14 protein-coding genes are annotated in these 13,958 nt (G+C 63.2%); 2 read left to right on the top strand and 12 right to left on the bottom strand.

Annotated features, from left to right (window positions below; translation table 11 throughout):
- Positions 1–3: 3 nt before the first annotated feature.
- From LOY34_RS06640 to LOY34_RS06620, 5 genes are all read right to left on the bottom strand, one after another.
- Complete coding sequence (locus tag LOY34_RS06640) at positions 4–936, bottom strand: D-2-hydroxyacid dehydrogenase (protein WP_258664407.1); 933 nt, start codon at positions 934–936, stop codon at positions 4–6.
- 64 nt (positions 937–1,000) lie between these two features.
- Positions 1,001–1,294 (bottom strand): YcgL domain-containing protein, encoded by a 294-nt coding sequence (locus LOY34_RS06635; protein ID WP_045193483.1) that lies wholly within the window; start codon positions 1,292–1,294, stop codon positions 1,001–1,003.
- Positions 1,291–2,424: a ribonuclease D gene (gene rnd / locus LOY34_RS06630; protein WP_195885884.1), complete on the bottom strand. Its 1,134-nt coding sequence runs from the start codon at positions 2,422–2,424 to the stop codon at positions 1,291–1,293. Before rnd ends, LOY34_RS06635 begins: the two co-directional genes overlap by 4 nt.
- 99 nt (positions 2,425–2,523) lie before the next feature.
- Positions 2,524–4,158 carry a phosphoethanolamine transferase gene (locus LOY34_RS06625; protein ID WP_258664405.1) on the bottom strand — a complete coding sequence of 545 codons (1,635 nt, stop codon included), beginning with the start codon at positions 4,156–4,158 and terminating at the stop codon, positions 2,524–2,526.
- A gap of 169 nt (positions 4,159–4,327) precedes the next feature.
- On the bottom strand, positions 4,328–4,693 hold the full coding sequence (locus LOY34_RS06620) for a 5-carboxymethyl-2-hydroxymuconate Delta-isomerase (protein WP_093386246.1): 366 nt from the start codon (positions 4,691–4,693) through the stop codon (positions 4,328–4,330).
- A gap of 120 nt (positions 4,694–4,813) precedes the next feature.
- Between LOY34_RS06620 and LOY34_RS06615 the strand changes: the two genes are divergently transcribed.
- The gene (locus LOY34_RS06615; RefSeq protein ID WP_045193487.1) at positions 4,814–5,038 is read left to right on the top strand and encodes a YdcH family protein; all 225 of its coding nucleotides are present in this window, start codon (positions 4,814–4,816) and stop codon (positions 5,036–5,038) included.
- Positions 5,039–5,128: 90 nt separating this feature from the next.
- Here the strand turns inward: LOY34_RS06615 and LOY34_RS06610 are convergent, their stop codons facing one another.
- Positions 5,129–5,932 carry a phytanoyl-CoA dioxygenase family protein gene (locus LOY34_RS06610; RefSeq protein ID WP_093386256.1) on the bottom strand — a complete coding sequence of 268 codons (804 nt, stop codon included), beginning with the start codon at positions 5,930–5,932 and terminating at the stop codon, positions 5,129–5,131.
- Positions 5,933–6,135: 203 nt separating this feature from the next.
- On the opposite strand from LOY34_RS06610, the gene LOY34_RS06605 reads away from it, so the two are divergent.
- A complete protein-coding gene (locus tag LOY34_RS06605) occupies positions 6,136–7,533 on the top strand; it encodes an amino acid permease (RefSeq protein WP_258664403.1) in 1,398 nt (465 codons plus the stop codon).
- Here LOY34_RS06605 and LOY34_RS06600 read toward each other — a convergent pair whose 3' ends face one another.
- The 6 genes from LOY34_RS06600 to LOY34_RS06575 form a co-directional block, all read right to left on the bottom strand.
- Positions 7,534–8,430 (bottom strand): LysR substrate-binding domain-containing protein, encoded by an 897-nt coding sequence (locus LOY34_RS06600; protein WP_195885881.1) that lies wholly within the window; start codon positions 8,428–8,430, stop codon positions 7,534–7,536.
- A 41-nt stretch (positions 8,431–8,471) separates the two neighbouring features.
- Complete coding sequence (locus LOY34_RS06595) at positions 8,472–9,125, bottom strand: DUF1266 domain-containing protein (protein ID WP_195885880.1); 654 nt, start codon at positions 9,123–9,125, stop codon at positions 8,472–8,474.
- Positions 9,126–9,135: 10 nt separating this feature from the next.
- Positions 9,136–10,350: a hypothetical protein gene (locus LOY34_RS06590; protein WP_195885879.1), complete on the bottom strand. Its 1,215-nt coding sequence runs from the start codon at positions 10,348–10,350 to the stop codon at positions 9,136–9,138.
- Positions 10,341–12,668, bottom strand: coding sequence for a hypothetical protein (locus LOY34_RS06585; protein ID WP_195885878.1), 2,328 nt, complete (start codon positions 12,666–12,668; stop codon positions 10,341–10,343). Before LOY34_RS06585 ends, LOY34_RS06590 begins: the two co-directional genes overlap by 10 nt.
- Before the next feature lie 198 nt (positions 12,669–12,866).
- Positions 12,867–13,190: a chemotaxis protein CheY gene (locus tag LOY34_RS06580; RefSeq protein ID WP_230090928.1), complete on the bottom strand. Its 324-nt coding sequence runs from the start codon at positions 13,188–13,190 to the stop codon at positions 12,867–12,869.
- A 198-nt stretch (positions 13,191–13,388) separates the two neighbouring features.
- Positions 13,389–13,766, bottom strand: coding sequence for a type 1 fimbrial protein (locus LOY34_RS06575; RefSeq protein WP_195885877.1), 378 nt, complete (start codon positions 13,764–13,766; stop codon positions 13,389–13,391).
- Positions 13,767–13,958: the final 192 nt, after the last annotated feature.

The raw sequence follows: 13,958 nt of genomic DNA, 5'->3' as shown, positions 1-13,958 counted from the left end.
CGTTTAATAGCCGCGCTGAAAGTCCACTTCCCCGCGCAGCCCTTGACCCGCCTGATACGCCCGCAAGTTCTCGACAAACAAGCGCACCATCGCCGAAGGCGATGTCGGTGCCGAGCTGTGCCCGGTCAGCAGCAAGCCCCAGGCGGTCCAGAACGGATGGCGCTGGGGCAGCGGCTCCTGCCGACAGACATCGATCACCGCACCGGCCAGATGGCCTTTCTTCAAAGCCTCGACGAGGTCGCCATCGACCACCGCCACACCGCGCCCGGCATTGATGAACAGCGCCTCGGGGTTGAAGCGCTGAAACAACGCGGCGTCGTACAGGTCATGGGTTGCCGGGGTATCGGGCAGCAGGTTGATGACATAATCGACCTCGCCGACCAGACGGCCCAGGTCGTCAAGGCCGGCCACTTCGATAAACGGCGCCTGCTCACGCGGCTGGCTGGCGATGCCGTACAACTGCACGCCAAACGGAACCAGAAACTGCGCCACCTGCTGGCCGATATCACCGGTGCCGACGATCAGCGCCCGGCGCCCTTGCAGGCTGCGTCCGGGGCGGTCATCCCACTTGCGCTCGACCTGGCTGACCAGGCGCGCCAGTACCTCGCGCTCGTGGCCAAGCATGTAGGTGAGCACATACTCGGCCATGACCTGGCCAAAGATGCCCACCGCCCGGGTCAGGCGGTAGTCGCGCTGCAGGCCGCCAGCCAGCAGCGGCGTGATGCCGGCCCAGGTCGACTGCAGCCACTGCGGCTGGTGGCCCTGGCGCAGCAAGGTCGCCAGCAGGTCCGGCTGGCCCAGCCACACCGGGCTGGCGGCGGCCATCCGCGCAAGCTCGGCCGAATCGCCACTGTTCAGGACCTCCAGGTCCGGTGCCATCTCGCGCAACAGCCGAGCGTAGAGGGCATGATCCTGTTCAGCGATCAAAACACGCATGTTCATTGCAACCTTGGGTAACGGCGCAAGCCGCCAGGGGCTGGCGGCGCGACAAAGAGGGGGATCAGACCGGGTCGTTGCGACGCAGCAGCTCTTCTGGCAGGTGCTCGATGTACTCGTCCTCGGCCGGTGGCATTTGCAGGTGGTAACCCTGCTGTTCGAGGTTTTCCAGGACCTTGGCAATATCTTCGCGGGCCAGCTGGCGCTCCGGGCTCAGGACCAGGTCGAAGGCATGCACCGGCTTGCCGAAGAACGGCAGCAGGCCTTCGGGCACGCGCTCCAGGCCGTCGGCCTTGAGCACGTACAGGTACATTTCGTTCTTGCGCGGGCTCTTGTAGATCGAGCAGATACGTTTCATGGTTGGTCTCCGGCGCCCGCCAGGCAATCAAGCAGCGCCTGCCCCATGCGCTCACGGCGCCAGCCGCGCAGCGACTCGGGGAGTTGATAGGGTCCGTTGGGGTAGCCGCTCTTGAGCAGCAGTTCCAGGGTTTTCTTGCGCAGCATCAGCTCGGGGGCGATGTTCAGGCGCTCGGCCTCGGCCTGGCCGATGGCGCGCAGTTGCTTGAGCAGCGCCGAGGCTTCGATCGGCAGCGGCTCGGGCACCGCTGGCGGCCATTGCTCTGGCGGCAGACTGGCGGCCTGCTTGATCAGGCCGAGCAAAAACTCGCCATCCTGACGAATGGTGCGCGGGTGCATGTCTTCGATCTTGGCCAGCGCCGACAGCGAGTCGGGCTGGGTGCGGGCCATCGGCCACAAGGCGTTTTCACGCACGATGCGGTTGCGCGGCAGGTCGCGCGCACGGGCCTCGCGCTCGCGCCAGGCGCACAGCTCGCGCAGTACCGCCAGTTGCGCACGCGACAGCTTCCAGGCCAGCTTGGCTTCGCGGTATAGCTCAAGGGGATCGGTTTCGCGGCGCAGCTGGGCAACCAGTTCGGCGCCGTCTTCAAGCACCCAGGCGTTCTTGTCATCCGACAATTGCGGGCGCAGGCGCTCGTACAGTTCGGCCAGGTGCACGGCGTCTTCGGCGGCGTAGCTGACCTGGGTGTCCGACAGCGGGCGTTGCAGCCAGTCGGAGCGGGTTTCACCCTTGGGCAGGTCAATGCCCAGCACTTCCTGGACCAGGCGCGAATAGCCCATGGAGAAGCCCAGGTTGAGGTAACCGGCGGCCAGCTGGGTGTCGAACAACGGCGCCGGCAGGCTGCCGGTCAGGCGCGACAGCACTTCGAGGTCTTCGCTGCAGGCATGCAGGACCTTGATCACCTGCGCATCTTCGAGCAGGCCGGCCAGCGGCTGCCAGTCGCCGATGCGCAGTGGATCGATCAGGTAGGCCCGTGCCCCGTCGCCGACCTGGATCAAACCGGCTTTCGGATAAAAGGTATCGACCCGCATGAACTCGGTGTCGAGTGCCACGAAGGGCAGCGTGCGCCAATGCTGGCAATGCTCTGCCAGGCTGCGGTCATCGCAAATCCAGTGAATATCAATGGCCACAAGGCTCTCCCACAAACAATGGCGCGCAGTATATACGGCGCAGGCCATCGTCGGGAAACCACTCGACCGCTATCCCTGCCGCCGCTACCGCGCCTGTGATCAGTGCCGGGCCAACATCGGCCGGCAACTGGCGAACAGGTCCAGCTGCGGCTTGTACAGGGCGGTGTGCACCTGCAGCAGGCCGAGCATGGAATGGAACAGATTGTCCTGGCTCAGCGGTTGATTACGGGCCTTCTGCAGGCAGTCGCTGTCGACGCCGAAGCTGGCCTTGTAACTGTCGGAGAACCACGCCAGCAGCGGCACGTGTTTTTGCTGCTCCGGCGCCAGCATGTACGGCGTGCCATGCAGGTACAGGTTGTACTCACCGAGCGATTCGCCGTGGTCGGAGAGGTACAGCATGGCGGTGTCGACCTTGTCCTGCTTGCTGCGCAAGAGGTCGATCAGCGAAGCGAGGACATGGTCGGTGTACACCAGAGTGTTGTCATAGGCGTTGACGATGCTCTCCTGGCTGCACTGGTTGAGGGCGTTGCTGCGGCACACCGGAGTGAAGCGCTCGTACGCTTTGGGGTAACGCTTGTAGTAGTCCGGCCCGTGGCTGCCCATCTGGTGCAGGACCAGCACGGTGTCCTGTTGCAGGTTGTCGATGAAGCTGTCCAGGCCCTTGAGCAGGATCTCGTCGCGGCACTCGTCATCGGCGCACAGCGCCGGGTCCTTGAGGTTGCTGACATCCTCGAACACCACCCGGTCGCAAGTGCCCTTGCAGCCAGACTGGTTATCACGCCAGCGCACCGCCAGCCCTGCCCGCTGCAGCACATCGAGCAGGCCTTCCTGGTTTTTTGCAGTGCTGGCGTCGTAATCCTTGCGGGTGAAGCCGGAGAACATGCACGGCACCGACACGGCGGTTTCGGTGCCGCAGGAGTGCACGTCGGTGAAGGCGATCAGGCCCTTTTCCTGGCTCAGTTGCGGTGTGGTGTCACGGCCATAGCCGAGCACCCCGAAGTTCGGCGCCCGCGCGCTCTCGCCGACCACCAGCACAGTCAGCGACTTGCGCGTACGTTGCTGCCAGGCGACGTCGAGCCTGGCGTCCTCGCCGATGGCGCGAAACGGCTTGGCGGCGCTGCCAACGCGCTCGCCGACATAGCCCAGGGAGGCGCCGACAAAATTGCTCGGCACCAGCAGCAGGCGGATTTCATGGTGATTGCGAAACAGCGAAGCCAGGCCCTGGTAGTTGATCAGCGCGACGGCGCCCAGCACCACAACACAGGCGACACTGGCGAGTAACTTGCCGAACAATTCACGGACCCAGTTACGGTATAAAACCGGCGTCTTGTACAACAACAAAGAAGGCAAGACACCTAAAAACGTTATATATAAAAAAAGTTTAATCGAGAGCAGGTCACGCACTTCCGTGGCATTCGTCTCCATGGCATTGCGCAGCATGCCGACATCGATCATTACCCCGTACTGGCTCATGAAGTACGCCACTGCGGCACTGACCATGAACAAGGTAATCAGCAGCGGTTTGAGCAGCGGCCTGAAGGCCAGCAGGGTCAATACCAGGTTGAACGCACAGAGGATCATCACCCCAAAGGCCGCGCGCAGCAGCAGGCCGTGGGCATCGGTGGCAAGCACCGAGGCCAGGTGTTGCCACAATAACGAATTGAAGCCGATCAACAGGTACAGGCTGGCAATCAACGTGACCCATTCGGCCCGCAGGGGTTTGACCTTGAACATGATGGTTCGCTTATTTAAACGTCGGGAACAGTGCCGTTGCGGCACTACCTGGAAACAGCCCGAACTTTAAGTAGCCAGTCATCAATTTTTTGTGAAAAAGACGCCAACAAATAGTCGCTTGGCGTCTATTTAAGTATGACGTTCAGCGTGTGTTCAGGCACACGCCTGTTTACCCCGGCAGGTGCACTTTTGAATAGGAATCGCGATCAATATCAATCACCTCGACGCACAGCTGGATGTCCAGCTCCGGCGTGCCTGGCACGGCCTCCTTGAGCACCTCCAGCAGGCTCGCCGACAGCTGGCGTTTGATCTCGGCCGAACGGCCGCTGAGGATCGCCAGCTTGATGTGGGCGAACGCACGCTCTACCGGCGCCACGCCAACGCGAAAACTGCCCAGGGCCACGGCGCGGCTCTTGATGTCCAGCTCTTCGGCAAACTGGCCGCTACCGACCAGGGCGTGGTTAAGGCGCAGCAACAGGCGGTCGACCTCGAGGTTTTTCAGGTTGTCGCTGTATTCCACATGAAGATGAGGCATTGCACGGAGTCCTGGGCAGGGCAAATGTTGCAACAGACTACCCCAGCCGCGAAACCCGGCAAAGCCGACTATCCTCTAAGTTCATGACTTCCACCCCACAAACCCCGGAGAGGTGAAGAAATGCCGGTCAAGCACGATTTACTCGCAGACTTGAATCTGACCAAGGACCAGTTCATCGAGAAGAAACAACACGACCCGCGGCTGAGTCAGCTGCATGAAGACTACAACCGCAAAGACGCCGAAGTCGTCGATGCCGAGAACAATAGCGCCGCCGATGACACCGTCACCCGGCTACGCAAGGAACGCCTGAAGATCAAGGACGAGATCGTCGCCCATCTTAAGTAACCCGCAATACCTGTGGGAGCGGGCTTGACCCGCGATAGCGATCTACCTGCCACATCGCATCGCCAGGCAAGCTCGCTCCTGCCAGACCCCTTAAGACCGCGCCCACACCACCGGAAACCAGTCCTCGCGCATGCGATCGCCGCTCTTCAGGTCAATCCCCGGAAACGGCGGTGAGGTCCGGCCGGGCCGCTGGATATAGCGCACGTCATCCCCCATGAAGCGCGTCGAGAAGGCCCGGCGGCGATTGCTGCCGTTGTTGCCGGCGGCGCCATGCACGGTACGAAAATCGAACACCACCGCATCACCTGGCTCAAGCTCCGGCGAAAGAATCTGATACTCGCCGTTCTCCACGTCCGGCATGTCCATGAACAGGCTTTCACCGGAGCCGGCATCGGTGGCGCCATAGAAATCCTTGTTGCTGGCCCAGCTCTTGGGCCGAACCGGCTTGGGCCAGCGATGGGAGCCGAGGACCACGCTCAGGGTGTTGTGGCGGGTGACCGGGTCCAGCGGTATCCAGTAGCTGGCGGTTTGCAGGCCGTCGACGCAGTAGTACGGCAGGTCCTGGTGCCAGGGCGTGGGCTTGGAGGTGCCCGGCTCCTTGACCAGGATGTGTTCATGGAACACCTGCACTTGCCGCGACTGCATCAGCGCCCCGGCAAGCGCCGCAGCGGGCGAGTTGAGCACGAAGTCCTTGAATGCCGGGATGCGTTGCCAGTTGCAGTAATCCTCGAAGAAGCGCCCGCCTTCGCCACTGCCGACGTTCTCGATGGCAAAGGCGCTGGGCGCGGCCAGGTTCTGTTCAAAACCTTCGCGCAGCGGTTCGATCCAGTCGCGGAACACGCCACGCAAGACCACTGCACCGTCACGCTGGAACTGTTCGATATCGGCATTCATCGCAGACCACCTCTCTTGTTGTAATGACAAAAGTATTGGGCGCCCGCGCGCAGCCGGTAAACCACAGATTACCTATGCGCCACTATAGGCAATCTGTATGGCGCGACGGTTGTCAGCCCGCCACCTTTGGCCGGTTAATGGCCCTGCCTGTGTCCTACGGCGCCTTGCTATCCAAGAATAAGAACAACGAGGAGTTACCTGGGATGAACGAAAACAGCACCGCCTTGCGGCGCGGTCTGAGTACCCGCCACATTCGCTTCATGGCGCTCGGTTCTGCCATCGGCACCGGGCTTTTCTATGGCTCTGCAGCGGCCATCAAACTGGCCGGCCCTTCGGTGTTGCTCGCCTACCTGATCGGTGGCGCGGCGATCTACATGATGATGCGCGCCCTCGGCGAGATGGCCGTGCGCAACCCGGTGTCCGGCTCCTTCGGGCAATACGCCAGCCAGTACCTGGGGCGCTTTGCCGGTTTTCTCACCGGCTGGAGCTACGCCTTCTCGATGCTGGTGGTGTGCCTGGCGGATGTCACCGCCTTCGGCGTTTACATGAGCTTCTGGTTCCCCGACACGCCGCGCTGGATCTGGGTGCTGGGCATCGTCTTCTTCATCGGCGCGCTGAACCTGTGCAGCGTGCGGGTGTTTGGCGAACTGGAGTTCTGGCTGTCGCTGCTGAAAGTCACCGCCATCGTCTCGATGATCCTTGCCGGCGCCGCCGTGCTGATGTTCGGCATCCAGCTGGGCGGCGCCGGCGAGCCCCTGGCGGCGGTGAGCAACCTGTGGAGCCATGGCGGCTTCTTCCCCAACGGCGTAGGCGGCATGATCGCCTCGTTCACCGTGGTGATGTTCGCCTTCGGCGGCGTCGAGATGATCGGCATCACCGCCGGCGAAGCCAAGGACCCGCAGCGGGTGATCCCCCGGGCGATCAACTCGGTACCGCTGCGCATCCTGCTGTTCTACGTGTTCACCCTATTGGTGCTGATGTCGATCTACCCCTGGTCGAAAATCGGCAGCGAAGGTAGCCCCTTCGTGCAGATTTTCAGCGGCCTGGGCATTGGCTCGGCGGCGACGCTGCTGAACATCGTGGTGATTTCGGCGGCGGTGTCGGCGATCAACAGCGACATCTTCAGCGCCGGGCGGATGATGTACGGCATGGCCCACAACGGCCAGGCACCGGCCAGCTTCGCCCAGCTGTCGCGCTTCGGTGTGCCGTGGATGACCGTGGTGGTGATGGCCGTGGCCCTGCTGCTGGGGGTGGTGCTCAACTACCTGGCGCCGGAAAACCTGTTCCTGATCCTCGCGGCGGTGGTGACCTTTTCGATCGTCTGGGTGTGGCTGATGATCCTGCTGTCGCAGATCGTCATGCGCCGCGGCATGAGCGCCGACGAGGTGACAAGGCTGCACTTCCCGGTGCCGTTCTGGCCGGTCGGCCCGGCCTGCGCGGTGGTGTTCATGCTGTTCATCTTCGGCGTGCTGGCCTGGTTCCCCGACACGCGCATGGCCCTGTACGTGGGCATCGGCTGGCTGGCCCTGCTGTCACTGGGCTACTGGCTGTTCGTCGCCCGCCAAGCGCAGGTCAGGCTGGCCGGATCGCCGGGTAACTGATCAGCTCGCCAGCTGCTCGCTGGCCCAGTCGAGGAAGGCCTGCGCCGCCGGTGACGGGCGCATGGCACTGGACTGGGCCAGCACCACCGGCTGCGGGCTGACCGTTTCCAGCAGGGGCCGGCAGGCCAGCGGCTGGCCGTCGTAGCTGCAATCGGCCACCGGCCGGGTGCAAGACAGCGCCACGCCATAGCCATGGGCGACCAGCCCGCGCTGCATCTCGAAAGTCTGGGTCAGTTGCAGGCTGGCCGGTTGCAGGTCATGGGCCCAGAACAGCGAAAGAAAGTATTCGCGGGTCCGGGCGATGTCTTCGAGAATCAAACACTCCGTGGCCAGGTCCACCAGCGATACCCGCTCCTGCAACGCCAGCGGGTGGTCGGCCGGCAGCAGGGCATAAGGAGTCAGCTGCGCCAGCACGCGCTTTTCGATCGGCGCATCGAGCCCCACGTCATAGGTCAGCGCCAGCTCCGCCTTGCCATCGGCAAGGCGCCGGTTGACCTCGGCAAGATCGGCTTCGAACAAGGTGATGGTGACTTCCGGATGGCGTCGGCGAAAGCCGCTCAACAGGCGCGGCGCGTAGTACGGCCCCAGGTCCTGGAAGCAGATCAGGCTCAGGCTCCCGCGCACCACCTGTTGCTGCTCGCCCTTGCCGCTGATGGCCGAGGCCAGGTTGAGCATGTCGCGCGCCTGTTCGAGCAGCTTGCGCCCGGCCGGGGTCAGCTCCAGGCCACGGCTGACCTGGCGATGAAAGAGCTTCTCGCCAAGGCTCACCTCCAGCTGCGACAGCGCCAGCGACACCGACGGCTGGGAAATATGCTTGGTGCGCGCCGCTGCGCTGACACTGCCCTGCTCGGCGGCGGCGACGAAATACTCCAACTGGCGAAAGGTGAAGCCGATCATCGCAATGCCCCTCTGGGATGCTGGAACCAACAGTCGCGCAGTTACCTCGCCAGCGCCGGGCTCAACGCCGCGGGCGTACGCCAGGGGATATCAGCCCAGGCACCGCTGCCGGGGGCCAGCAACTGGCGCAGATGCTGCTCGTGGAACGCTTCGCCCAGCGAGTCGACGCGAAACGCCGCGACCCACTGCTCGCGCCCCAGTTTATAGGCTTTGCCGAAATCTTCCCAACTGTCGAAACAGTCCTGCGCCCGCTGCGCATTGAGCAGCAGCACACGCCAGGCAAGGTCAGGCTCGAGCCAGCGCATCAGCAGCGCACAACGGGCCACAAACGCCACTCGCGCACAGGCAAAGGCCATGGCCGCACGCGGCTCATCGCTGGCCGTCAGCGCCTGCAGGTCGAGGCTGTACCATTGCTGTTCGAGGCTCGCGCTAAAGTGCGCGCGCACCGCCTCGTCATCGCAGTTGCTGCGAACCCCGGCCTGGTGCAGCAACGCTGCCCGCACGATCTTCTGCGCTTGCTCGTTGAAGTGATCGCAGGCCGGCGAGTAGAAGCCCTCGACGCCCATCGCATCGGCCATGGGCCTGGCCAACAACAGCGACCAGTGCTTGCGCTGGCTGAACAACGGCGCGGCACGCGGTCGCAATACCCGCCACAATAACCAGGCTGATACAACCGCCGCGATCAGTAAAAACATGCGCTTCTCCTTACCTTGCCCGGGCCTGCCAGGCCTGGATTTCCTCACCCTCGGCCGGCGTCATGTCCGGCCATGGCACGCCTTCGGTCTGGTACAGCGGATCATTGAGCTGACGCTCCGCGCGCTTGCTGACGATATGCCGGGTGGCGTACTTGACCGACACCGCTTGCGGGGCAGCCTGCAAGAACTGCTGCGGCTGACGCCCGGCCACCAGCCACTCGACCATGGCCGAAGGCGCTTCGAGGCGCTCGTACAGCTGCGGATAGCGCGCCACCAGGCGGGTCTGCGCGGTCGGGTCGCTGACCTCTTCGATCTGCTGCCAACCGGCCTCGGTGCGTACGATGCCGATGGCGATGCAGTCGGCGGGCGTCTGCTGGTCGGTGCCCAGGGCATTCAGGCACTGCAGCAAGTCCTGGTAATAACGCTCGACCGGCGGCCGGTTCTGCTTGCCCTTGACCTGCTCGACGGTCAAGGTGCCGTCGGCCTGAACGATCAGGCTGATGGTGATGTGTGGCTGGCCCTGGCCGTCGCGAAAACTCAACACGCGCATGCGCCGCTGCTCCACCGCTTCGGCATAGCGCTCGCCGTAGCCGCCGGTGAGGGCGCGGCGATCGGCGAACTGGCCCAGGCAGTGGCGCATCACGTAGCTTTCAAAGGCCATCTCGGCGCGCAGCAAAGGGCTCTCGGGGCGCAGCTCCTGCAGTACGTGCTCAGCAGTGGTCACCCGCGTGAGCAAGGCCTCGGGCTGGCTCTGGCGCCAGCCCTGCTCGACCCGCGCGGCCATCTGCGCATGCTCCTTGTGCCACAGCGCCAGCGCCTGCGGGCAGTTGATGCGGTCGAGCTTGCCAGCCAGCGCGGTGCCCTGGCGCGAGGTCAGGAACTCCACCAGCAAGGCCTCCTCGGCCAGCAGTGGCGCCTGCTGCGGATCGATCCAGACCAGCGGCGCCTGCTGCGACTGTTTGCCGGCGTCGCCCAAATGCCTGGCCACCCACGCCGGCGGTTCGGCCCCCAGCGCCTCGACCGCCTGCTCCAGGGTCAGGATCGGCCGCGCCGGCTCGAAGTTGCCGACCAGGTGCCGGTAGAAATGGTTGAGCAACCATTTGCCCACCTCTGGCGCATCACCACGGGCCTTGCTGCGCTCGGCAATGGCGCGCTTGAGTTGATCGGCATTGAGTGCGTTGCGCGGGGCGTAACCGGACTGTCGCAGCTCCGGTGTCACTTCCATATCTGCCACCAGGCCTTGCCAGCCGGTTTATCAACGGCCTGCAGCTCGGCGATGCTCTGGCTGAAGATTTCATTGTTGCTCTGGTCGATAGCGTTGTCCGGATCACTGCGCAGGATCGAGCGCTGGTAGTAGGCGATGGCCTCTTCCTTGCGCCCCAGGCCCTTGAGCACATCGCCGGAGCAGCCCAGCAGGCTGGCGATGTCACCTTCGTTGACATAGGGCGCGTAGCGCAGCCACAGGCTGGTGGCGGCCTCCGGCAGGTTGTACGACAGGTACGTGGCCACTTTTATCCGCGCGAACAGTTGCGAGATTTCCAGGTCCTTGTCGGCGACTCCTTGCTCTTGCTGCCATTTGAGCACGCGCTCAAGCCAGATCAGGATTTCGCGTTCGCGGTCCAGGCGGTACAGGGCCCGGCTGACTTCGAACAGGTACTCTTCGGGGTCGTGGCGGCTGTAGCCATAGTCGGCGGCGAAGTGCCAGAGCTGTTCGGCGGCTTCGGCGATGCCCGCGTCATCCCCCAGCTCAATGCGGTTTTGCAGGGTGCCATGATAGTGTTCTGCGAACGGACTGGCGGCAATGCCACGGGCATGCAGCTCCAGGGCCTGCTCATACATGCGCTGGTCGTTGTAGCAGCGGTAGTTGATCGCCAGGTTGTTGCAGAGCATCGAGTACATGTGCACACAGGCATCGTAACGATGCCCGCGACCGGTGGCGAAGCATTGCTCCATGCGCGCCTGGCCACGTTCGTAGGCCAGCTTTTGTACTTCGCGCAACAACGACCAGGCCTGATCTGCTTCCTCGCTCGAGAGCTTCTCGACTTCCACCTCGACCAGGTCGTCGATGTTGCAAGCGAAACTGTAATAGTTCATGCCACCAGCCATTGTCAGCAGCGGTTGGCGCAAGGCATCGACAATGCCGAACACACTGGCATGGGCGCTGAACAGGCTGTAGGCGCTGCGGTGGTCTTGCATATTGCCGGCCGAAACGGCCTCGCGCAGCATCGTAAGTTCAGTGTTGGCGTCAATGCGCCCGGCCTGGCGTTCACGCACTGCCAGCAGGCGGTTGATCCAGGGGTGGTTCGGCGCGCGGCGGCGGGCTTCTTCCAGGGCCTGGGCGAAAACGTTGTCGAGCTGCTCAAGGTCATCGCGGGCAGCATGCAGCGCATCGAGCAGCGGCCCCATGGACGGCGTCGACTCGTCGCGCCATGGCAGCCCGGAAACAAACCGCTCCAAGACCTTTTGATCATCACAGGCGCGCATCACGCACAGCGGCCACCATGGCGACTGGTCCTCGGCATCGAGCAGGCGATCATGTACCCAGTAGGCAGTGCCCGGCCACATCTGGCTGCGAACGCCATAGATTTCCATGAATGCACGCTGCCCGGCGTCGTCGATCTGACCGTTTTCAAGCAACCAGGGCAAGTGGAATTCGACAAAGTTGTCACTGCCGCTGGAGTCCAGTTCCAGGGTCGCCACTTCACAGATTTTCAAGGCGCCGGGCAGGTCGCCCTGGGCCTTCAATGAGCGCGCCGCCAGGCGCGCCAGGCGCACTTCCCACTCGCGGCGCTGGGGCAGCGACAGCTCAGCGATCAACTGCACTACAGGTTGCTCGAACATCGCCAGGCGCAGCGGCACGATTTCGATCAGTGCATCGCCCAGCCACAGCCAGTCGTTGCCGTCGACATCCTGACCTTCGCCAGCGGTGCGCAACGCGGTAATTGCCGCCAGCGCCGCTTCGCGAGCCTCTTCGTCACGTTCGTGGGCAGCCAGCACCCGCGCCCGGCGCCGATGCTGGTCGGCATCGTCCCAGGCCCGCAAGGCATGGCGGCCGGGGTTGATCAACGCCAGGGTGTGACGCACCTCGATGGCCTTGAGGGCGACGTCGAGGGTGGTGTGCTGCAGATCGTCAAAAATGCGGTAGCGCCGGTACTGTTCGATATCGAACGCCAGCGACTCGTTGCTCAGTTGCTGCAGGGCGTCGAGGGCCTGCAGCAGGCCTTGCTCGTCTTTGAGGTAGTTGCACAGGCGCAGCTGGTAGATCAGCAGGTTGACCTTGAGTTCGTTGCGCGCCTCTTCTGGCGTCGCCTCGATCAGCGCCTGGCCGTCGTCGGCCAGCACCGCCCTGGAGGCGTCGGCGTCTCCGGCGTTGACCCACAGCACGTGCAGACGGTCAATCGATTCCAGCGAGGCTGCCTTGAGCGGCTGGGCGCGCAGCAGGCCCAGCACATGGTCGTCACCGTGTTCCTGATGTTCGACCTCAAGACGGTCGATGAATTGATCCAGCTGGATTCCGGACAGCACGGTGCTGTTCTGCGTCATTGTGAACTCCATTTGCGAATGACTGTGCATCGCCCGATGCGCCCTGCGCCGGCGCCCTTGAACGGGCCAACGGGTACTCGTGTACGTCGGCCCTGGACAGGCAACGATGACGAAAGGGATCGGGCAATACAGCGAGGTGCTGCACGCTACCAGTTGGCGTTTGAAAATCCAAGCGGGTGCAGGGGGTGGGCGCGCTGATTAATGCGCAAACAGCGGATCGACACTGTGCAGGCAGCGCTTGATCGAGTCGAGGTCCGGTGCCGGCGACAGGCACAGTTGAATCCTGGCATTGACCGGCACCGAGACCCGCGAGCAATCGGCACGTTGCCCTTCATAGATCAGCGCATGGCGGATGCGCGGGTTGTCGTGGCAGAACTTCAACAGGTTGAACTGCCGGGAAGGCACCAGCACCGTGTTGACGATCAACAGGTCGAAGGGTGTGCCCTGCGCCCGGGTCGCGGCTTGCAACGCTTGAAAGCTACTCAAGTGGGCAACGCGGCTGTACCCCAGGCGGTTGAGCATGTTTTCTATCTTGCTTCGCTGATCCTGCTGCCGATCAGCGATCACTATGCGCAATGCTATGTTTGACATTCGGTAAACCTGACAGATGGGCTCCGCGAGTCTTTATAAACGCTGCGACTCGCTGAAGTACTGGCAAGGTTACCGTTGGTCGTGTGCAGAGACTCTAAGACAATTCTCAAACGCCCTTACGCCCAAGCCTTAAGGCGTGGTCAGGGTAATCAGGTAGGCGCCGGAACTCAGGGCCTTGCCGGAAGCATCCAGCAGCGCGTACTGCTGGTTGTAGTAACGCCCGGCCGTGCCGCTGTCGGCCACCAGCCTGACGTTGACCGGCGCATGGTCGGGCGTAGTGACCGAAGCCTGCGGGACGACCTGCTGCAGCTCGATCCGGGTACCCCGGGCCTGGGCCGGGCAATCGCTGAGATTCAAGCCACCAGCCCGGGCCGAAGGCGTGCACGGCGACTCGACGATGCTGCCGGTGAAATTGATCACGCCCTGGGCAACCGGCGTGGCGGCCATGCAGGCCCCGTTCAGACCCAACAGCAACCCTGCAGCGATAGCAACATATTTACTCTTCATGCCGACACTCCTGCGAAAACGGTTGATACCTTGAGTGTCGGCCAGGCGGCGCAATGTTTAAGGATTGTCTGATAGGCATTGTTGCGCTTTGCCAAGCAGGTCGCAGAACCGGACAAATAAGCGCCCGCTGGCTGGTCAAGACGCCTGGCCAGGCCTATGTTTAAGGATTGTCTGATGTCTGCAGCACTCGCG

Origin of the sequence: Pseudomonas sp. B21-009 (genome assembly GCF_024749345.1) — a bacterium.
Taxonomy (GTDB): domain Bacteria; phylum Pseudomonadota; class Gammaproteobacteria; order Pseudomonadales; family Pseudomonadaceae; genus Aquipseudomonas.
Note: the sequence above shows the minus strand (reverse complement) of the source record. Positions and strands in the feature narration are given on the sequence as shown.